Genomic DNA, 20,275 nt, shown 5'->3' with positions numbered 1-20,275 from the left:
GCGCAACACGCTATAATGTAGGGCTTCGCAATTGGCGAAATATAGGCAAGAGCGACAGCAGCACCTCCGGGCCGACCCCTAGCGCAATGCACTCCAACGGTAGATTCCGGCGGAAAGGGTCAATAACCGCAAGGACTGCATACCAAATGTTCGCCCGACATCTTGCCTGTTGAGGAATTAGTTCCTCATTCCCATTTGTTTCCAGTCCGTGCCTGTGCACGGGCTCGGTGGTGCCGTCCGCGTGGCGGTGCGCCTGTGATTCCGCTTGTCTTTTCTTGCCGTAACGAGGTCGTATGCCCAGTTCAAAGAAGCCTGCTCCTTCACTTGCCAAAAGCGTCGCCACCAAGCCCGCAGCAGAAAAACCGTTGAAAGCCGGTGCGAAACCGGCAACCAAGACGGCCGCCGCCGCATCCAAATCGGCCGCCGCTACGAAAGTGAAAACCGTGCCCACGAAATCGACCTCCCTCGAAGATCCCAAGAAGGCAGCCGCCCCGGCCGCCAAGAAGGTCGGCCGCCCGCCCAAGGCCGCCGGCGCCGCGACGCCCGCCACCGGCGCCAAGCGCGGCCGCAAGCCCAAGGCCGACAAGGAAGCCCCCGAGAGCGACGTCGACCTGTCGGACATCGAGGACGACCTGGCGGGTGACGAGCCCGCGGCTGCCGCGACCGAAGAAAAGGTCAAGCCGCTTCGCATGAAGATCAGCAAGGCGAAGGAACGCGCCTTGATGAAGGAGTTCGGCCTCGACGAGACCGTGCTCTCCGAGGAAGACCTGGCCAAGCGCCGCTCGCGCCTGAAGACCCTGATCACGCTGGGCAAGACCCGCGGCTACCTCACGCACGGCGAAATCTCCGACCACCTGCCCGACAAGCTGGTCGACGCCGAGACCATGGAAGTCGTGGTCACCATGCTCAACGACATGGGCGTGGCGGTGTACGAGCAGACGCCCGACGCCGAAACCCTGCTGCTGAACAACACCGCGCCCACCGCCACCACGGTGGAAGAAGCCGAAGAAGAGGCCGAAGCGGCCCTGTCCACGGTGGACAGCGAATTCGGCCGCACCACCGACCCGGTGCGCATGTACATGCGCGAAATGGGCACGGTCGAACTGCTGACCCGCGAAGGCGAAATCGAAATCGCCAAGCGCATCGAAGGCGGCCTGATGGCCATGATGGAGGCCATCTCGGCCTCCCCCGCCACCATCGCCGAAATCCTGCGCCTGGCCGGCGAGATCCGTGAAGGCAAGGTCGTCATCTCGACCATCGTCGACGGCTTCTCGAACCCCAACGAGGCCGACGACTACGTGGCCGAGGAAGACTTCGACGAGTTCGACGAGGAAGACGACGACGACGGCAAGGGCGGCTCCAAGGCCCTGACCAAGAAGCTCGAGGAACTCAAGAACGAGGCCCTCTCGCGCTTCGACCGCATCGCCGAACTGTTCGAGAAGGTCCACAAGATCTACGACAAGGAAGGCTACGGCACGCCCGCCTACGCCAAGGCCCAGCAGTCCCTGTCGGACGAGCTGATGACCATCCGCTTCACCGCCCGCACCATCGAGAAGCTGTGCGACCTGGTGCGCACGCAGGTGGACGACGTGCGCAAGAAGGAACGCGAGCTGCGCCGCATCATCGTGGACAAGTGCGGCTTTCCGCAGGACGAGTTCATCCGCGACTTCAGCGGCTACGACAAGAACGGCAACCGCATCGCCTCGAACCTGCTGAACCTGAAGTGGGTCGAGAAGCAGGCCGCCGCCGGCAAGCCTTGGAGCTCGGTGCTCGCGCGCAACATCCCGCCGGTTCAAGAGTTGCAGCAGAAACTCGCCGACATCCAGTCGCGCGTGGTGGTGCCGCTGTCGGAGCTGAAGGACATCAACAAGCGCATGAACGAGGGCGAATCGTCCTCGCGCGACGCCAAGAAGGAAATGATCGAGGCCAACCTGCGCCTCGTGATCTCCATCGCCAAGAAATACACGAACCGCGGCCTGCAGTTCCTCGACCTGATCCAGGAAGGCAACATCGGCCTGATGAAGGCGGTCGACAAGTTCGAATACCGTCGCGGCTACAAGTTCTCGACCTACGCGACGTGGTGGATCCGCCAGGCCATCACGCGCTCGATCGCCGACCAGGCGCGCACCATCCGCATCCCGGTGCACATGATCGAGACGATCAACAAGATGAACCGCATTTCGCGCCAGCACTTGCAGGAGTTCGGCTTCGAGCCCGACGCCGGCATCCTGGCCGCGAAGATGGAGATTCCGGAAGACAAGATCCGCAAGATCATGAAGATCGCGAAGGAGCCGATCTCGATGGAAACCCCCATCGGCGACGACGACGATTCGCACCTGGGCGACTTCATCGAGGACAGCAGCAACACGGCCCCCATCGAGGCCGCGATGCAGGCCGGCCTGCGCGACGTGGTCAAGGACATCCTCGACTCCCTCACGCCGCGCGAAGCCAAGGTGCTGCGCATGCGCTTCGGCATCGAGATGAGCACGGACCACACGCTGGAAGAAGTCGGCAAGCAGTTCGACGTGACCCGCGAGCGCATCCGCCAGATCGAGGCGAAGGCACTGCGCAAGCTCAAGCATCCGTCGCGTTCGGACAAGCTGCGCAGCTTTATTGATACGCTCTGAGCCGGTCTCCCGGTATTTCCCGACGAGGAGGCGCCCGCAAGGGCGCTTTCTTTTTTGGCCTTCGCGATAAAAAGAACGGAGCAAACCTCATGAATCCCGATGCAGACAAACTCTGGCAGGCCCCGCGCTGGGCGCTTGCGGTGCTGCTCGCCGTGCTGGGCATGCTCGGGCCCTTCTCCATCGACACCTACATCCCGGCTTTCTCGGGCATCGCGCAGTCCATCGGCGCGACGCCGGCCGAGATGCAGCAGACGCTCTCGGCCTACCTGTTCGGCTTCGCGTTCATGAACCTGTTCCACGGCGCGCTGTCGGACAGCTTCGGCCGCCGCCCCGTGGTGCTGTGGGGCCTGGCCGTGTTCACGCTGGCCTCGCTGGGCTGTGCGCTCTCGCAGAACATCACGCAACTGGTGCTATTCCGCGGGCTGCAGGGCCTGTCGACCGGCGCCGGCATCGTGGTCTCGCGCGCGGTGATCCGCGACATGTTCCCGCCCGCCGAGGCGCAGCGGGTGATGAGCCAGGTCACGATCTACTTCGGCGTGGCGCCGGCCATCGCGCCCATCGTGGGCGGCTTCCTGTTCGTGCACGCCGGCTGGCACGCGGTGTTCTGGTTCCTCGTGGCGGTGGGCGTGGTGCTGTTCACGGCCAACTACAAGCTGCTGCCCGAAACGCTGCACAAGGACCACCGCCAGCCCTTCCAGGTGCGGCACCTGATGCGCGGCTACTGGGACCTGTGTTCCGACCCGCGCTTCCTGCTGCTGGCCTTTGCGAGCGGCGTGCCCTTCAACGGCATGTTCCTCTACGTGCTGGCCGCGCCCGCCTTCCTGGGCGACCATCTCGCGCTGCAGCCTCAGCAGTTCTTCTGGTTCTTCCTGCTGACCATCGGCGGCATCATGCTCGGCGCGCGCGCCAGCGGGCGCATGGCCGGCAAGGTAGCGCCCAAGCGGCAGATCCGCGACGGCTTTGTGATCATGCTGGTCACGTCGGTCGTCAACGTGGTGGCCAACACCTTCTTCCACGCACATGTGGCGTGGGCGCTGTGGCCGCTGGCGGTGTTCGCCTTCGGCTGGGCGCTGATGGTGCCGGTGGTCACGCTGCTGGTGCTCGACCTGCACCCCGAGCGCCGCGGCATGGCCTCGTCGCTGCAGGCGGTGATCGGCTCCACCGCCAACGGCATCGTGGCCGGCGCGGTGGCGCCGCTGGTGATGCACTCCACGCTCGCGCTGGCGCTCACCTCCATGGGCATGCTGGGCATCGGCCTGGTCGCCTGGGTGTGGCTGCACGGCCGCTGGCCCGACATCGGACGCAAGGTGGCGCACGAGGGCTGAGAACGGACATGCGCCTCGCAGCTCTGCTCACCCACGCACGCGCCTGGCTGCCTGGCCGCACCACCGTCGATGCGCGCGAGCGGCTGCGCGCGGTCATGGGCGCGGGCATCGGCCTGCTGATCACCGCGCTGCTGTCGCACTGGCTGGCCGGGCCGCTGCATGCCTCGGTCTGGCTTATCGCGCCGCTGGGCGCGAGCGCGGTGCTGGTGTTCGCGGTGCCGGCAAGCCCGCTCGCACAACCGTGGTCGGTGATCGGCGGCAACACGCTGTCGGCGGTGGTGGGCATCGCGGCCGCCAGCTGGATTCCCCAGCCCGAGCTGGCCGCCGCCGTCGCCGTGGCGGGTGCCATCGGCCTGATGTTCAGCGCGCGCTGCCTGCACCCGCCCGGAGGCGCCGCGGCCCTGCTGGCGGTGCTGACGCACACCACGCATTTCTCGGCCGCCCTCTTTCCCTTCTTCACCAACTCGCTGCTGCTGGTGCTGGCCGGCGTGGCCTACAACACGCTGACCGGCCGGCGCTATCCGCATGTGCAGGTGGCGCCGCGCCCGCCGGGCTCGGATGCGCGCTTCAGCCAGGCCGACATCGACGCCGTGCTGTCTCGCTACAACCAGGTGCTGGACATCAGCCGCGACGACCTCGAATCGTTGATCCGCGAGACCGAGCTGGAGTCGTACAAGCGCCGCCTGGGCACGCTGAGCTGCGCGGACATCATGTCCACGGTGCCGATCTCGGTGGAGTTCGGCACCCCGCTGCAGGAGGCCTGGGCGCTGATGCACGAGCGCCGCATCAAGGCCCTGCCCGTCACCGACCGCACGCGCCGCGTGGTGGGCATCGTCACGCAGGCCGACTTCTTCCGCCAGCTCGACCTGCAGCATCACGAAGGCATCGCCGCCAAGCTGCGCGACCTGATCCGCGCCACCCGCACCGTGATGTCGAGCAAGCCCGAGGTGGTGGGCCAGATCATGACGCGCCAGGTGCGCGTGGCCAGCGCCGACCGGCCCGTGGTCGACCTGGTACCGCTGTTCTCCGAGGGCGGCCACCACCACATTCCCATCATCGACGACGAGAAACGGCTGGCCGGCATGATCACGCAGTCGGATTTCGTGCGGGCGCTGTATCGCGCAGTCGGTCCGGGATAGACCCCGATGCATTTCTCCCTCCCCCTCTGGGGGAGGGGCGGGGTGGGGGCACGACGGCCTCCGTGGAAGCGCGGCGCCTCGTCACAGGCCTGCCCCCATCCCAACCTTCCCCCAAAGGGGAAGGAGCAAGACATTCATTCCACGACCACGTTCGCCTTCTTCACCAGCGCCGCATAGCGTGCGGCCTCGCTGCGGAAGTAGCTCGCTGCCTGCTCCGACGTCGTCGGCCTGACGACGTTGCCCTGCTTGTCCATCGCCTCGCGCACCTCGGCGCTGTTGAACGCGGCGACCACCGCGTCGTGCACGCGCAGCACATCCGCCGGCTGCATCTTGGCGGGGCCGATCACGGCGAACCAGCCTTCGACCGCGTAGTTCGGCAGACCCTGCTCGGCGATGGTCGGAATGTCGGGCGCGGCCGGCGAGCGCTGCGCGCCGCACAGGCCGATGGCGCGCAGCGCGCCGCTCCTGATGTGCTGCTGCACCGCCGGCAGCGCCACCACGCCCAGTTCGACCTGCCCGCCGATCATGTCGGTCATCATCGGCCCGGTGCCCTTGTACGGAATGTGCCGCGCCTTCACGCCGGCCTCGTCCATGAACATCTCGCCCGCGAGGTGGAGGATGGTGCCGTTGCCCGACGAGGCGTAGTTGTAGGCGCCCGGCTTCGCGCGCAGCAGCGCGACCAGCTCGGGCACGTTCTTCGCCGGCAGCTTGGGGTTGGCCAGCAGCACCAGCGGCGTGGCGCCCACCACGCTGATCGGCGTGATGTCGTTGATCGCATCGAAGGGCATCTTCCTGAACACCGCCGGGTTGATGACGTGGTTGTTCGACACCATGCCCAGCGTGAGCCCGTCGGGCGCGGCCTTGACGATGGCCGCCGCGCCGGTGATGCCGCCCGCGCCCGGCAGGTTGTCGATCACCACCGGCTGGCCGAAGGCCTTGCCCAGCGCGGGCGCGGCGGCGCGCGCGATGGTGTCCACGCCCGACCCCGCGCTGATCGGCAGGATCAGGCGGATGGGCTTGTCCGAGCCCTGTGCGAGCGCGGGGCATGCGGCCACTGCGGCCGCGCTGGCGCCGAAGCCGAGCAGCACGCGGCGGTTCATCTTGAGGGGAAGCGTGTTCGTCATGGTCTTGTCTCTCTTCTTTATGGTTCTGGGAAGGCGTCTTGCCTTGTTCAGGCTGTTCAGGCCACCGCCGACTCCGCATGCAGCGCATCGACCTGCTCGCGCGCATAGCCCAGTTCGGCCAGCAGCTCGCGGGTGTGCTCGCCCAGCGTCGGCGGGTGCAGCCGCACGCCGAGGCGCTCGCCGTCCAGCGTGATCGGGAACAGAGTGGTCTGCGCCATCTCTCCGGCGCGCTCGCCGTCGGGCAGCCGGATGTCGGCAAGCCCACCCGTGGCCTTCAGGTGCGGATCGGCGTAGAGGTCTTCCGGCCGCGTGATCGGCGCGAAAGGCAGGCCCCGGGCCTCGAAGATCGCCGACAGCTCCGCCGCCGGGCGCTGCGCGAGGCGCTGGCGCAAGTCGGCCAGCAGCGTCGGGCGCATGCGCACGCGGTCGTTGTTGGTGCGCAGCGCGGGGTCGGCCTTCAGGTCGTCGAAGCCCAGCGCGTCGCAGAAGGTCTTCCACTGCGCATCGCTCACCGCCGCCAGGAAGATCTGCTCGCCGTCCTTCACGGTGAAGACGTCGTACAGCGCCCAGGCCGAGATGCGCTCGGGCATCGGCGCCGCCGCCTCGCCGGTGATGGCGTACTGCAGCATGTGCTGGCCGACGAGGAACACGTTGTTCTCGAACAGCGCCGACTTCACCTCCTGCCCCTTGCCGGTCTGCATGCGCTGCATCAGCGCCGCGATCGCGCCGATGGCGCCGAACATGCCGCCCATGATGTCGTTCACGCTGGTGCCCGCGCGCAGCGGATCGCCGGGGCGGCCGGTCATGTAGGCCAGGCCGCCCATCATCTGCACCACCTCGTCGAGCGCGGTGCGGTGTTCGTAGGGGCCGGGCAGGAAGCCGGCATGGTCCACGTACACGAGGCGCGGATTGAGTTTGCCGAGCGCGGAGTAGCCCAGGCCGTACTTGTCCATGGTGCCGGGCTTGAAGTTCTGCGCCACCACGTCGGCGCTCACGCACAGCCGCAGCGCGGCTTCGAGCCCCCGCGGATTCCGCAGATCGAGCGCGATGCTCTTCTTGTTGCGGTTGAACATCGGGAAGAAGCCCGCGCCCGCGCCAAGCAGATGCCGCGTGCGGTCGCCCTCGATGGGCTCGACCTTGATGACCTCCGCACCCAGGTCGGCCAGCACCATGCCGCAGGTCGGCCCCATCACCATGTGCGTGAACTCGACCACGCGGATGCCGGCGAGCGGCAGGCGCTTCTGTTGTGTATCCGTCGTGCTCATGCCGCAATGCCTTCCGTGGCCGTGAAAGTCTTCGGAAAACCCGCGCGCCACACCGTGCCCTGCAGCGTCTCGCCCTCGAGCCAGCCGGCCACGCGCCTGCGCAGGTCGAGCAGCTTCGGCAGGTCGACGCCGGTGGCCACGCCCATGCTCTCCAGCATGAAGACCAGGTCTTCCGTGTCGACGTTGCCGCTGGCGCCGGGCGCATGCGGGCAGCCGCCGATGCCGGCCAGGCAGGCGTCGAAGCGCGTGATGCCGACTTCGAGCGCCGCATAGGCGTTCGCGAGCCCCATGCCGCGCGTGTCGTGGAAGTGGCCGCACCACAGCCGGTCGCCCGCGATGTGCAGGGCGCGCTCGAACAGGCTGCGCACCATCGCCGGATCGGCATAGCCCACGGTGTCGGCGAGGCTCACGCGGTCGGCGCCGGCGTCGAGCAGCGCCTGCATCAGCCGCAGCACCTCGTCGGGATCGACGTAGCCCTGCAGCGTGCAGCCGAAGGCCGTGCCCACGCCGCCGTCGATCAGCGTCTTCGAGCCCGCCGCGTCGCGCGCCGCGCGGATGCGGCCGACCTCGGCCACCACCTCGTCGGGCGTCTTGCGCAGGTTGGCGAGGCTGTGCGCGTGGCTGGCCGACAGCGGCACCATCATCAGATCGGCCCCGCCCTCGATGGCCCGCTCGGCGCCCTTGAGGTTGGGCACCAGCACCGAGGCGAAAAGCCCCGGCAGCGTCTTCGCGTACGCCAGCAGTTCGTCCGTGTCGGCCAGCTGCGGCAGCAGGCGGGCGGGCACGAAGGAGCCGACCTCGATCTCGCGCTGGCCGGCGGCGTGCGCGTCGCGGATCCATTCGAGCTTGCGTTCGGTGGAAAGCACCCGCGCGATGCTCTGGAGGCCGTCGCGCAGCCCCACTTCGCGGACGACCGCGCTCGGCGGCAGGAAGGCGTGAATCAAGTCTTGTCTCCGTGGTGATGCTGACTACGGCACCGATGGTAGGAGTTCCAATTCGATTCAGAAGGTATATTTTGGAAGCCATCTGATTCCAGAACGGAACACCATGAGAGACCTCGACCTCACCACCCTGCGGCTCTTCGTGGCTGTCTGCGAAACGCGCAGCATCGCGCGCGCCGGCGAGCAGGCCAGCATCGTCGGCTCGGCCATCAGCAAGCGGCTGGCCCAGCTGGAGGAGACCGTCGGCACGCCGCTGCTGCTGCGCAAGCGCCGGGGCGTGGTGCCCACGCCGGCCGGGGAAACGCTGCTGGAGCACGCCCGCGCGATGCTCGGCAGCGTGAACCGCATCGAGCGCGACATGGCGGCCTACGCCGGCGGCGTGCGCGGGCACGTGCGCATCCTCGCCTCGGCCTCGGTCATGGCCGAGTCGCTGGCCGAGGACGTGGCCGACTTCCTGCAGGACCCGGCGCACCGCAACATCCGCGTCGACATGGAAGAGCGCGTGAGCCCCGAGATCGTGCGCGGCATCCGCGAGGGCAGCGCCTCCATCGGCCTGTGCTGGGACGCCGCCGACCTCGAAGGCCTGGAGCGGCGCGACTACCGCTGCGACCACCTCGCCATCGTGGCGCATCCCTCGCACCCGGTGGCGCAGCGCGAGAGCGTGCGCTTCGAGCAGGTGCTGGACCACGAATTCGTCGGCATGCCTGCGCTCAGCGCCGTGCAGCTGATGCTCGCGCGCGAGGCGGCGGTGGCAGGCAAGCCGCTGGTGTACCGGGTGCTGGTGTCCAACTTCGACGCAGCGCTGCGCGTGGTGCGCGCGGGGCTGGCGATCAGCGTGGTGCCGGCGGAGGTGGCGCGGCCTTTTGCCGAGGCCTTCGGACTACGACTGATGCCGCTGACCGACGCATGGGCGCGGCGGCGCTTCGCGATCTGCTTCCGTAGCGACACGGAGCTGTCGCCCTCGGCGCAGCTGCTGGTGGCGCATCTGGAGCGGCGGGCCACGGACTGATTCGACCGGATTAGGAAACTATTCGTTGTGGATCGTCAGGTTTTTGTTTCCATTCACGCAACCTAAGATTCCCGGCATCCAACGCTGTCACCCGTCCACATCCACCGGAAAGAACACCACCATGCTCCGCAGAACCCTCCTCTCCTCCGCCCTCGCCCTCGGTTTCAGCCTCACCGCCCAGGCCGCCCAGCCGCTCAAGCTCGACGTGTACAACCCGGGCGCGAAGTCGATGTTCCCGGTCTCCTCCGAGATCGTCACCGGCCAGGCCGACGCGGTGCTCATCGACGCCCAGTTCCAGCGCAACGACGCCGAGGCGCTGGTGCAGAAGATCAAGGCCACGGGCAGGAAGCTCACCACGGTCTACATCAGCCACAGCGACCCCGACTACTACTTCGGCCTCGACGTGATCCAGGCCGCCTTCCCCGACGCGAAGATCGTCGCCACACCGGAGACCGTGGCCGCCATCCAGGCCTCGAAGGACGGCAAGCTCGCGCACTGGGGTCCGATCCTCAAGGACAACGCGCCCAAGGCGCTGGTGGTGCCGCAGCCGCTGGCCGGCGACAGCATCGAGCTCGAAGGCCGCAAGATCCAGGTCGTCGGCCTCGACGGCCCCACGCCCGAGCGCAGCTTCGCGTGGATTCCCTCGCTGAAGGCCGTGGTGGGCGGCATCCCGGTGTCGGCCAACATCCATGTGTGGGTGGCCGACACGCAGACGCCCGAATCGCGCCGCGACTGGATCAAGACGCTGGGCCGCATCGAGGCGCTGCACCCGAAGACCGTGGTGCCGGGCCACTACCTGCCGAACGCGAACGGCAGTGCGCCCTACTCGCTGGCTTCGGTGAAGTTCACGCGCGACTACCTGAAGGCCTTCGAAGTCGAAGCGGCAAAGGCCAAGGACTCGGCAACGCTCATCGCCTCGATGAAGAAACGCTACCCGAAGCTGGAAGACGCCTCCTCGCTGGAACTCGGCGCCAAGGTCATCAAGGGAGAAATGAAATGGCCGCAATGACCGACGCAGCAGATGCAACGGGCGCAGGCGCCACGCTGCACTACATCTTCGACCCGCTGTGCGGCTGGTGCTACGCCGCCGCGCCGCTGGTCGACGCGGCGCGCGAAGTGCCGGGCCTGAAGGTCGAGTTCCACGGCGGCGGCATGATGACCGGCGCCAACCGCCGCCCGATCACACCGCAGTGGCGTGACTACGTGCTGCCGCACGATCACCGCATCGCCGAGATGACCGGCCAGCCCTTCGGCGAGCGCTACTTCGAGGGACTCCTGCGAGACACCGGCGCGGTGATGGATTCCGAGCCGCCGACCACCGCCGTGCTCGCAGCCGAGTCGCTGCGCCCCGGCGGCGGGCTGGACATGATCCACAGCCTGCAGCGGGCGCACTATGTCGAGGGCCGCCGCATCGCCGACGTGGAGGTGCTCAAGGCGATCGCCGGTGAACTCGGTTTCGAAACGGAAGCCTTTGCATCGGCTTTCGAGCGTCAGTCGGGCGAAGCCACTGCCCGCCACATCGCCGAGAGTCGCCAGTTCCTGCAGCGCGCGGGCGGCCAGGGCTTTCCGACCTTCGTGCTCGTGCAGCCCGATGGCAGCGCCGGCCGCGTCGACATCGGCCCATGGCTCGGCCGTGCGGAGGAATGGAAGAAGCAGCTTGCCGCCGTGGCCGAAGCCTCGAAGCCGGCCCCGGCTGCAGCGGATGCGCCGGCACCGGCCTGCGGCCCCGACGGCTGCGCGATCTGAAGCAGGAGCTCCCGACTACCGCGCCACGCCCAGCAGCCGGTCGAGCACCTGCGGCTGGGAGCGCAGCGAAGCGGCGCTGTCGGTGTGCACGATGGTCCCGTGATCGAGCACCACAGCCTCGTCGGAGATCGCGAGGATCGCCTGCGGGTGCTGCTCCACGATGATGGCGGCCAGGCCCTCGTCCTGCGTGATCCGGCGGATGGCGCGCAGCAGCTCTTCCACGATGATCGGCGCGAGCCCTTCGAGCGGCTCGTCCAGCAGCAGCAGCTTGGGGTTGAGCACCAGCGCGCGGCCCACGGCCAGCATCTGCTGCTCGCCGCCCGACAGCTGCGTGCCGAGGTTGGTCTTGCGCTCGGCAAGGCGCGGGAACATCTCGTAGACGCGCTGCGGGTTCCACTTGCCCGGCCGCTCCACCGCAGTGAGGTTCTCGTGCACGGTGAGCGACTTGAAGATGTTGCGCTCCTGCGGCACCCAGCCGATGCCTGCTGCCGCGCGCTGATGCGGCGCGAGCTTGTGCAGCGCCTGGCCGCCCAGCGTGATGCTGCCGCCGTGCTGGCGCGTCGCGCCCGCGAGCGTGTTGATCAGCGTGGTCTTGCCCGTGCCGTTGCGGCCCAGCAGCGCCAGCGTCTGGCCCTCGCCGAGCGTGAAGGCCACGTCGTGCAGCACCACGGCCTCGCCGTAGCCGGCGCTCAGGTTTTCTATTCTCAGCAGCTCAGACATGGGGGGCCTCCCGCCGGGCCGCCCCAAGGGAGGCCTGCGCCCCCTCGGGGGGCTGCGAACGAATGTGAGCGTGGGGGTCCATTCCGTCTCCGTGGCCCAGATAGACCTCTTTCACCTGCGGATCGTTGGCGATGGTCTCCGGGTCACCCTCGGTCAGCAGCGTGCCGTTGACCAGCACCGTCATGCGGTCGGCGAAGCTGAACACCAGGTCCATGTCGTGCTCGATCAGCAGCACCGACACGTCGGCCGGCAGCGCGGCCACGGTCTGCAGCAGTTCCTCGCGCTCGCCGGCGGGCACGCCCGCCACCGGCTCGTCGAGCAGCAGCACGCGCGGCTCGCAGGCCAGCGCGATGGCGATCTCCAGCAGGCGGCGCTTGCCGTAGGCCAGGTGCTTCACCTGCTGCTGAGCCACGTCGCTCAGGTGGAACTGCTCCAGCAGCTGCGCCGCGCGCTCCGCGATGGCCTTGCTCGAACCTAGCGGCTTCCACCATTGCGCGCCGGCGCCCTGGTGCTGCGACACCACCAGCGCCAGCGTTTCGAGCGGCGTCATGGAGTCGAAGAGCTGGTTGATCTGGAAGGTGCGCACCAGACCGCGCGCCACGCGCTTGTGCGGCGCGAGCGTGGTGATGTCCTCGCCCATCAGGGTGATGCGGCCCTCGGTGGGCGTGAGCACGCCGGTGAGCTGGTTGATCAGCGTGGTCTTGCCCGCGCCGTTGGGGCCGATGAGCGCATGGCGCGCGCCGCGCCTGAGCTCCATCGACACGTTGTTGGTGGCGGTGATGCCGCCGAAGCGCATCACGAGGCCATGGGTGGAGAGAACGGTGTCGGTCACGCCGCGCCGCCTTTCTTGCCGCCAGCGCCGATCCAGGTCCAGGGCTTGAGCAGCCGGTCGCGCCCGACCAGCACCAGCAGCACCAGGATCAGGCCGATCCAGAACATCCAGTACTGCGGCGTCACGGCCGACAGCCAGGTCTGCAGCAGCTTGAAGACGATGGCACCCGCCACGCCGCCATAGAGCCAGCCCACGCCGCCGATGACCAGCATCAGCAGCACGTCGGCCGAGCGGTCGAAGGCCAGCACGTCGAGGGAGGCGAAACCCGTGGTCTGCGCCAGCAGCGCACCGGCCGCGCCGGCAATGCCCGCCGCCACGGTGTAGATCACCACCAGCCGCGACACCACCGGGATGCCGATGGCCATGGCGCGCAGCCGGTTGTCGCGGATGGCCTTGAGCGTGGCGCCGAAGGGCGAGTGCACGAGGCGGCGCATCAGCAGGAACAGCACCAGCATCACCGCCAGCGAATACCAGGCGGCCGTGCGGCCGAAGAGATCGAACTCGAACATGCCGAGCACCGGCCCCATCACCACGCCCTGCAGGCCGTCGGCGCCGCCGGTGAGCCAGTCGAGCTTGTTGGCGAGTTCGAGCAGCAGAAGCGCCGTGCCCAGCGTCACCATCAGCCGCGTGAGGTCGCTGCCGCGCAGGATCGTCACGCTCGCCACCATGCCCAGCAGCGCGGACAGCACCGTCGCGAACAGCAGGCCGACGGTCGGATCGGGCATCACCAGCTTGGCGAACAGCGCCGCCGCGTACGCGCCGAAGCCGAAGAAGGCGGCATGGCCCAGCGACACGATGCCGGTGTAGCCCAGGATCAGGTCGAGCGACATCGCGAACAGCGCGACGATGGCGATCTCGTTGACCAGCAGCGAGTGCGAGGGCATCACCAGCGGCAGCGCGAAGGCCACGGCCCACACGACGAATTCGAGCGGACGCCAGCGCGCCTTGCGCAGCAGGGCCGCCTGGAAATCTGCAACGACGGGAAGAGGCGTGCTCATTCAGCGGCCTCCTTTTCGCGTGAAGAGGCCCTGCGGGCGCCACATCAGGATCAGGATCATCAGCAGGTAGACGGTGAACGCGCCCATCTTCGGAATGAAGTACTTGCCCGCCACGTCGGCGATGCCCAGCAGCAGCGCCGCCGCGAGCGGCCCGGTGATCGACGAGGTGCCGCCGACGGACACCACGATCAGGAAATAGATCATGTACTTGAGCGGGAAGGTCGGATCGAGCCCCAGGATCTCCGCGCCCAGCGCGCCGCCGAGGCCCGCGAGCCCCGAGCCCACCGCGAAGGTCAGCAGGAACACCACGTTGACGTTGATGCCCAGCCCCGCCGCCACACGCGGGTCGTCGACCGCTGCGCGCAGCCGGCTGCCGAAGCGCGTCTTCGAAAGAATGAGCTGCAGCACCACCGTGAGCACCGCGCACACGCCGATGATGAAGAGCCGGTAGTGCCCCATGCCCAGCAGCAGCGCGCCGTCGCCGATCTCGGTGCGCCCGCGCAGCCATTCGGGCAACTGCACGTTCTGCTGCGAGGAGCCCACGAAGTAGTCGACCGCCGCCACCGCCATGAATGCGAGGCCGATGGAAAAGAGAACCTGGTCGAGGTGAGGCTTGCCGTACATCGGCCGGTAGAGCGTGCGCTCCAGCAGCGCGCCGGCCAGCGCGACGACGATGAATGCGAGCGGCAGGCAGGCCAGGAACGGCACGCCCAGCTTCTGCATCGCGAACACCGTGAGGTAACCGCCCGCCATGGCGAAGGCGCCGTGCGCGAGGTTGATGAAGTTCATCAGCCCCAGCGTCACGGCCAGGCCGACGGCGAGCACGAAGAGCAGCATGCCGTAGGCGATGCCGTCGAAAAGAATGGTCAACATATGAGCGACTCAGCAGCTTGCCGCACGGCGCGACGCCTTCGGGAAACACCCAGGAACCGGCTTTGCCGTGCCTGCGGTGTTGCCCCCGGTAGGGGGTTGGCGAAGCGACACGAAGTGCGCGCAGCCTGGGGGCGAGCCTTTATTTTGCTTTGCCCGGGTCCTTCACGCCCTTGATGACGTCGAACTCGACGTTGTAGAGCTGCCCGTCCTTCTTCTCGACCTTGCGCAGGTACACGTCCTGCACGATGTCGCGCGTCTGCGCGTCGATCAGCACCTGGCCGCGCGGGCTCTCGAAGACCTGGCCCTTCATGGCCGCCAGCAGCGCCTCGCCGCCGCCCTGGCCCTTGGTGGCCTTGAGCGCTTCATAGATGACGCGCATGCCGTCATAGCCGCCCACGGCCATGAAGTTGGGGCGCATCTTGGGGTTGGCCTTCTCGAAGGCCTCGACGAATTTCTTGTTCATTGCCGACGGATGCGCGGCCGAGTAGTGGTGCGAGGTGACCACGCCCAGCGCGCCGTCGCCCATGTCGTTGAGTTGGTCGTCGTCCGTCACGTCGCCGGTCGCGATCATCTTGATGCCGGCCTTGTCCATGCCGCGCTCCAGGAACTGCTTCATGACGGCCGCGCCCGCGCCCGAGGGCACGAAGACGAACAGCGCGTCGGGCTTGGCGTCGCGCACCTTCTGCAGGAAGGGAGCGAAGTCGGGGTTGCGCAGCGGTACACGCAGCTTCTCGATCACCTTGCCGCCGTTGAGCTGGAAGCGCTCGCTGAAGAACTTCTCGGCGTCGTTGCCCGGGCCGTAGTCGGCCACCAGCGTGACGACCGTCTTCACGCCGTTCTTCGGAGCCCAGTCGCCCATGGCCACCGACACCTGCGGCAGCGTGAAGCTCGAACGGATGATGTAGGGCGATGCCTCGGTGATGCTCGACGTGGCGGCGGCCATCACGACTTCGGGCGTCTTCGATTGGGTGGCGATGGGCGCCACGGCCAGGGCCAGGGGCGTCAGGCCGAAGCCGGCCAGCACGTTGACCTTGTCGTTCACCACCAGCTCCTGCGCGAGGCGCTTGGTCACGTCGGGCAGGCCGGTGTCGTCCTTGACGATGAGTTCCACCTTCTTGCCGGCCACGGTGTCGCCGTTCTGGGCCATGTACAGGCGCGCGGCGGCTTCGATCTGGCGGCCCGTGGAGGCCGACTGGCCCGTCATCGGAAGGATCAGGCCGATCTTGAACTTGTTGTCCTGGGCGCTGGCCAGCGACATCGAAAGCGCAAGAGCCGACAGGGCGGCGGTCTGGATGAGATGGCGTCTTTGCATGTTTTTTCCTTTGAGGGGCGGAACGCGAACCGGCGCTATTTTGAACACTTTGCAACATCCGGCGCAGCAGGCAATCACCTAGCCGGCCACAGTCGCTGACCTTTGTTGCGCGATTGACAAATGAACTGCGCGATCATCGCGCAAGGCAGTCTTCGGCCCGTCACGGGCCGCTTGCATCAACTGTCGGCGCGGTAGGCGGAATCGAGCGTGAGCGTGCCCACGGCGCGCGACACGCAGGCGCAGATGCGCGTGGTCGATTTCTTTTCGTGCTCGCTGAGGAACACGTCGCGGTGATCGACCTCACCGTCGACCGAGATCACGTCCATGGCGCACAGGCCGCATTCGCCGCGCCTGCAGTCGGAGAGCGTCTGCACGCCTGCCGCGTCGAGCGCATCGAGCAGCGTGCAGTCGGCCGGCACAGTGATGGCCAGGTCATGCCGCGGGATGCGCACCATGAATGACTGCACGGCCAGACGGCCGCTGCTGCCGAAGGTCTCGAAGCGCAGGTCGGCGATGGCACGGCCTGCCGCGTGCCAGGCGCGCTTGACGGCTTCGAGCATCGGCACCGGGCCGCAGGTGTAGAGCTGGCCGCCGGGCGGCAGCGCGGCGATGGCGGCGGCGAAGTCGATGGGGGCCGAGCCTTCGTGCGCCTCGACGTCCTCGCCCAGCGCCTCGCGCAGGTGCTGCAGGTAGCCCAACTCGTCCGCGTTGCGTGCGCCGTAGAGCATCTTCACGGGCACGCCGGTGCGCTTGGCGTGCGCGGCCAACCGCTGCGCCATCAGCACCAGCGGCGTGATGCCGATGCCGCCGGCCACCAGCAGGTAGCCGGGGGCCGAGAGGTCGAGCGGAAAGTGGTTCTGCGGCGCACTCACCTGCAGGCGGTCGCCCACCGCAAGCCGCCACATCGCGAGCGAGCCTCCGCGGCCGTCGTCGAGGCGCTTGACGGCGATGCGCCAGCAGCGGCCGTCGCCCTCGCCCACCAGCGAGTAGGAGCGGGTCTGCACCCTGCCCTGCGCGGTCAGCACCTGCACCTGGAGGTGCGCGCCGGGTTCATGGCCGGCGGCGAATCCGCTCTCGGGGCGCAGTTCGAACTCGCGCACGGTGGGCGTCACATCGCGCAGCGCGACGACCTGCGCCTGCATCCATTGAAGATCGCTTTTCATCGGGGAACACCAGGGAGAAAAAGAAAGAGGGGAAATCAGCCGCGCCGGCGGATCAGCTGCACGCCAGGCAGCGGGCGCTGCTCGGGGGCGTGCGTGCCATGCAGCGCCTCGCGCAGATTGCGCCGCGCGATGCGGCTGTGCTCGCGCATCAGCGCCTCGGCACGCGAGCCTTCGCCAGACTCGATGGCATCCAGCACCTGCACGTGCTGGTCTTGCGCAACCACCAGCATGTCGCGCGCGGCCGGCGAATTGGCCTGCACCACGACGAATCCCGAGGGCGAGGCGAACGGCAGGTTGATCACGCGCTCCAGCTGCTGCGCGATGACGGGGCTGCCCGCCATCTCGCACAGCAGCGCATGGAAGCGCTCGTTGTGCGTCACGTAGCGCGAGAAGGCGGCGTCGTCGAGCGCGGGCTCGCGCAGCAGCTCGTCGATGCGCTGCAGGCAGGCGCGCGCCTCGCGCAGCACCACCGGCGCCGCGCCGCGCTCGGCCGCGAGCCGGGCCACCAGGCCTTCGAGCGTGCCGCGCAGCTCGATGGCATCGGCCACGTCGCGCTCGGAGAAAGTGCGCACCGCATAGCCGCCGTTGGGCAGCGCCTCGAGCAGGCCTTCCTGTTCGAGCCGCATCAGCGCGGTGCGCACCGGCGTGCGCGACACGCCGAGCTGCTCGGAGATCGCCACCTCGGCAATGCGCGCGCCGCCCGGCAGCTCGCCCGCGAGGATCATCTCGCGCAGCCGCAGCTGCGCCTTCACGGCCTGCGAGCTGCCGCTGTCGCCGGGCTCGGCGGCAGCGGAGACGACCGCGACCTTCACACGGCTCACGCGGCCTCCTTCTCGGCCGGGCGGATCGGGATCGCTGCGCGCGCGGGCTTCTCCTTCTCGATCATGCGATCGATGAGCTTGCGCGCCCACATCGAGCCGGCGTCGATGTTGAGGTTGTAGAACTTGTGGTCGGGGTGCTCGTCCATCGCCTTCTGCTGTGCTTCGAGCACCAGTTCGTCCTCGCGGAAGATGCCCGAGACGCCCTCGCGCAGCTCATGCGTGAGGCGCTGCTCGCCCAGGCAGTAGTTGCGCGCGAAGGCCCAGAAATACAGGCAGGTCTTGTCGGTCTCGGGCGTGATGGTGTTGAGCACGTAGCCGTTGACGCCCTTGCTGCGGTCGCCCGGGTTGCCGCCGGTGGGCACCGCGCCGCTGCCGGCCTCGGCCACGCCCACGTCGATGTTCACGGTGCAGGGGCCTTCGAAACGGATGATCTGCCAGCGGTCGACCTTGCCGGTGTAGCCGCGCGCGTGGCGGATCTGGCTGCCCCAGAACGGCGGTGGGTCGATGTCTTCCATCCATCGCGTGACGGTGGCCGAGCGGTCGCCGTGCGTGGCCACGAAAGGCGCCTCCGCCACTTCGCGGTTGCCGATGGAGGAGCCGTGCACGAAGGTCTCGTGCGTGAGGTCCATGAGGTTGTCGACCACGAGGCGGTAGTCGCAGTTGACGCGGATCATCTTGCCGTCGCCCGCCCAGGCGGGGTCGTCGTTCCAGTGCATGTCGGGGATGAGCGCCGGGTCGGCCTTGGCCGGGTCGCCTGGCCAGATCCACACGAAGCGGTGCTTCTGCGCCACCGGAAAGCTGCGCACGCAGGCAGACGGGTTGAGCGTTTCCTGGCTGGGCATGTGCGTGCAGCGGCCCTGGCTGTTGTACACGAGGCCGTGGTAGCCGCAGACCACCTCGTCGCCTTCGAGGCGGCCGAGCGACAGCGGCATCAGCCGGTGCCAGCAGGCGTCTTCCAGCGCGGCCACCTGGCCGTCGGTGCGGCGGAAGAGCACCAGTTTCTGGTTGCAGATGGTGCGTGGCAGCAGCGCATGGCGCACTTCGACGTCGTAGGCGGCGGCATACCAGGCGTTCAGGGGGAAGGCTGTCGTGGGCGTTTTCATGAATACTCAATGTATACAGAAATAGCCAGATTTCCAGCATTTCGAGCCTATTCGAGGGTAAACACCGAGATATCTGTATACACAGGACGGCATTTCGAAGGCGATACGATGTTCCGTTCGTTCCCTCAAAGATCACGACGGAGTCATCCATGACACAGCACGCCGCCTTGCCCGCCCGCTACGACCACGTGGGCAGTTTCCTGCGTCCCAAGTACCTGCTCGAAGCCCGCGAGCAGAAGGCCAAGGGCGAGATCACGCCCGAGCAGCTTCGCCTCGTCGAGGACAAGGCCATCACCGAGATCGTCCGCTTCCAGGAAGACATCGGCCTGAAGAGCATCACCGACGGCGAGTTCCGCCGCACCTACTTCCACATCGACTTCCTCGACCAGCTCGGCGGCGTGAAGACCGACATCCCGGTCACCATCCGCAAGCCCGACGGCACTGAAGAACTCGCTCCGCCCGCGATGCGCGTGATCGACAAGGTGCGCCACGTCAAGGACATCCAGCTCGCCGACTTCCAGTACCTCAAGAGCCAGGTCTCGGCAGGCCGCACGCCCAAGGTGACGATCCCCTCGCCGACCATGCTGCACTTCCGCGGCGGCCGCGCCGGCATCAGCAAGGACGCCTACCCCGAGCTCGACCCGGCGTTCTACGATGACGTGGCCAAGGCCTACGGCGACGAGCTGCGCTCGCTGGCCGCCGCCGGCTGCACCTACGTGCAGATGGACGACACCAACCTCGCCTACCTGTGCGACGAACACATGCGAGAGGCTGCCCGCAAGCGCGGCGACGACCCCAACGAGCTGCCGCACCGCTACGCCGCCTTCATCAACAAGGTGGTCGCGCAGAAGCCTCCGGGCATGCTGCTGGCCATGCACCTGTGCCGCGGCAACTTCAAGAGCACGCACGCCGCGGCCGGCAACTACGAGCCGGTGGCGGAAGCGCTGCTCAAGGAGATGGACCTCGACGCCTACTTCATGGAATACGACGACGCCCGCTCGGGCGACTTCAAGCCGCTGCGCTACCTGCCCAAGGGCAAGACCGTGGTGCTCGGCCTCGTGACCACCAAGTTCGGCGAGATGGAAGACAAGGACGAGCTCAAGCGCCGCATCGAGGACGCCGCCAAGTACGCATCGCTCGACCAGCTCGCGCTGTCGCCGCAGTGCGGCTTTTCCAGCACCGTGCACGGCAACAACATCGCGGTGGAAGCGCAGCGCAACAAGCTGCGCCTGGTGGTCGAGACCGCGCAGGAGGTCTGGGGCTCGACCTGACGCGCC

At 67.8% G+C, this 20,275-nt stretch carries 19 protein-coding genes; 7 read left to right on the top strand and 12 right to left on the bottom strand.

Features of this window, described 5'->3' with window-relative positions; genetic code table 11:
- Positions 1-10: 10 nt before the first annotated feature.
- Positions 11-451 (bottom strand): hypothetical protein, encoded by a 441-nt coding sequence (locus tag AC1VNX_RS12350; protein ID WP_483156963.1) that lies wholly within the window; start codon positions 449-451, stop codon positions 11-13.
- Here AC1VNX_RS12350 and rpoD point away from each other — a divergent pair.
- The 3 genes from rpoD (at position 444) to AC1VNX_RS12335 (ending at position 5,091) form a co-directional block, all read left to right on the top strand.
- Complete coding sequence (rpoD, locus tag AC1VNX_RS12345; RefSeq protein ID WP_483156962.1) at positions 444-2,627, top strand: RNA polymerase sigma factor RpoD; 2,184 nt, start codon at positions 444-446, stop codon at positions 2,625-2,627. The two genes, AC1VNX_RS12350 and rpoD, sit on opposite strands and share 8 nt — an antisense overlap.
- Before the next feature lie 89 nt (positions 2,628-2,716).
- On the top strand, positions 2,717-3,952 hold the full coding sequence (locus AC1VNX_RS12340; protein WP_483156961.1) for a multidrug effflux MFS transporter: 1,236 nt from the start codon (positions 2,717-2,719) through the stop codon (positions 3,950-3,952).
- 8 nt (positions 3,953-3,960) lie between these two features.
- Positions 3,961-5,091 carry an HPP family protein gene (locus tag AC1VNX_RS12335; RefSeq protein ID WP_483156960.1) on the top strand — a complete coding sequence of 377 codons (1,131 nt, stop codon included), beginning with the start codon at positions 3,961-3,963 and terminating at the stop codon, positions 5,089-5,091.
- Between the two features lie 134 nt (positions 5,092-5,225).
- On the opposite strand, the gene AC1VNX_RS12330 is transcribed toward AC1VNX_RS12335, so the two are convergent.
- From AC1VNX_RS12330 to AC1VNX_RS12320, 3 genes are read right to left on the bottom strand one after another with little or no spacing between them, the layout of a single operon-like run.
- The gene (locus tag AC1VNX_RS12330) at positions 5,226-6,215 is read right to left on the bottom strand and encodes a tripartite tricarboxylate transporter substrate binding protein (protein ID WP_483156959.1); all 990 of its coding nucleotides are present in this window, start codon (positions 6,213-6,215) and stop codon (positions 5,226-5,228) included.
- A 56-nt stretch (positions 6,216-6,271) separates the two neighbouring features.
- The gene (locus AC1VNX_RS12325; protein WP_483156958.1) at positions 6,272-7,480 is read right to left on the bottom strand and encodes a CaiB/BaiF CoA transferase family protein; all 1,209 of its coding nucleotides are present in this window, start codon (positions 7,478-7,480) and stop codon (positions 6,272-6,274) included.
- Positions 7,477-8,424, bottom strand: coding sequence for a hydroxymethylglutaryl-CoA lyase (locus AC1VNX_RS12320; protein WP_483156957.1), 948 nt, complete (start codon positions 8,422-8,424; stop codon positions 7,477-7,479). Before AC1VNX_RS12320 ends, AC1VNX_RS12325 begins: the two co-directional genes overlap by 4 nt.
- A gap of 103 nt (positions 8,425-8,527) precedes the next feature.
- Here AC1VNX_RS12320 and AC1VNX_RS12315 point away from each other — a divergent pair, with 103 nt between their 5' ends.
- The 3 genes from AC1VNX_RS12315 to AC1VNX_RS12305 all read left to right on the top strand — a co-directional run bounded on the left by AC1VNX_RS12315 (position 8,528) and on the right by AC1VNX_RS12305 (position 11,176).
- Positions 8,528-9,430 carry a LysR family transcriptional regulator gene (locus AC1VNX_RS12315; RefSeq protein ID WP_483156956.1) on the top strand — a complete coding sequence of 301 codons (903 nt, stop codon included), beginning with the start codon at positions 8,528-8,530 and terminating at the stop codon, positions 9,428-9,430.
- A 121-nt stretch (positions 9,431-9,551) separates the two neighbouring features.
- On the top strand, positions 9,552-10,439 hold the full coding sequence (locus tag AC1VNX_RS12310) for an MBL fold metallo-hydrolase (protein WP_483156955.1): 888 nt from the start codon (positions 9,552-9,554) through the stop codon (positions 10,437-10,439).
- On the top strand, positions 10,427-11,176 hold the full coding sequence (locus tag AC1VNX_RS12305) for a DsbA family protein (protein ID WP_483156954.1): 750 nt from the start codon (positions 10,427-10,429) through the stop codon (positions 11,174-11,176). The genes AC1VNX_RS12310 and AC1VNX_RS12305 overlap by 13 nt, the downstream gene beginning before the upstream one ends.
- Positions 11,177-11,191: 15 nt before the next feature.
- Here the strand turns inward: AC1VNX_RS12305 and AC1VNX_RS12300 are convergent, their stop codons facing one another.
- The 8 genes from AC1VNX_RS12300 to AC1VNX_RS12265 all read right to left on the bottom strand — a co-directional run bounded on the left by AC1VNX_RS12300 (position 11,192) and on the right by AC1VNX_RS12265 (position 18,998).
- Entirely contained in the window at positions 11,192-11,896 is a 705-nt protein-coding gene (locus AC1VNX_RS12300) for an ABC transporter ATP-binding protein (RefSeq protein WP_483156953.1), read from the bottom strand.
- A complete protein-coding gene (locus AC1VNX_RS12295; protein WP_483156952.1) occupies positions 11,889-12,728 on the bottom strand; it encodes an ABC transporter ATP-binding protein in 840 nt (279 codons plus the stop codon). Before AC1VNX_RS12295 ends, AC1VNX_RS12300 begins: the two co-directional genes overlap by 8 nt.
- Positions 12,725-13,726, bottom strand: a complete 1,002-nt coding sequence (locus AC1VNX_RS12290) for a branched-chain amino acid ABC transporter permease (RefSeq protein WP_483156951.1) — start codon at positions 13,724-13,726, stop codon at positions 12,725-12,727. Before AC1VNX_RS12290 ends, AC1VNX_RS12295 begins: the two co-directional genes overlap by 4 nt.
- Positions 13,727-14,599, bottom strand: a complete 873-nt coding sequence (locus tag AC1VNX_RS12285; RefSeq protein WP_019655845.1) for a branched-chain amino acid ABC transporter permease — start codon at positions 14,597-14,599, stop codon at positions 13,727-13,729. It abuts the gene before it with no gap.
- Between the two features lie 139 nt (positions 14,600-14,738).
- Positions 14,739-15,911: an ABC transporter substrate-binding protein gene (locus tag AC1VNX_RS12280; protein ID WP_483156950.1), complete on the bottom strand. Its 1,173-nt coding sequence runs from the start codon at positions 15,909-15,911 to the stop codon at positions 14,739-14,741.
- Between the two features lie 176 nt (positions 15,912-16,087).
- Entirely contained in the window at positions 16,088-17,074 is a 987-nt protein-coding gene (locus AC1VNX_RS12275) for a PDR/VanB family oxidoreductase (protein ID WP_483156949.1), read from the bottom strand.
- 35 nt (positions 17,075-17,109) lie between these two features.
- Complete coding sequence (locus AC1VNX_RS12270) at positions 17,110-17,886, bottom strand: GntR family transcriptional regulator (RefSeq protein ID WP_483161938.1); 777 nt, start codon at positions 17,884-17,886, stop codon at positions 17,110-17,112.
- Between the two features lie 5 nt (positions 17,887-17,891).
- On the bottom strand, positions 17,892-18,998 hold the full coding sequence (locus AC1VNX_RS12265; RefSeq protein WP_483156948.1) for an aromatic ring-hydroxylating dioxygenase subunit alpha: 1,107 nt from the start codon (positions 18,996-18,998) through the stop codon (positions 17,892-17,894).
- 149 nt (positions 18,999-19,147) lie between these two features.
- Between AC1VNX_RS12265 and AC1VNX_RS12260 the strand changes: the two genes are divergently transcribed.
- Positions 19,148-20,269, top strand: a complete 1,122-nt coding sequence (locus AC1VNX_RS12260) for a 5-methyltetrahydropteroyltriglutamate--homocysteine S-methyltransferase (protein ID WP_483156947.1) — start codon at positions 19,148-19,150, stop codon at positions 20,267-20,269.
- The last annotated feature ends 6 nt before the right edge of the window (positions 20,270-20,275 follow it).

This window comes from Variovorax sp. TLI9-5A (assembly GCF_056867935.1).
The sequence above is the reverse complement of the archived record's forward strand: the minus strand, read 5'-3'. Positions and strand labels throughout refer to the sequence as shown.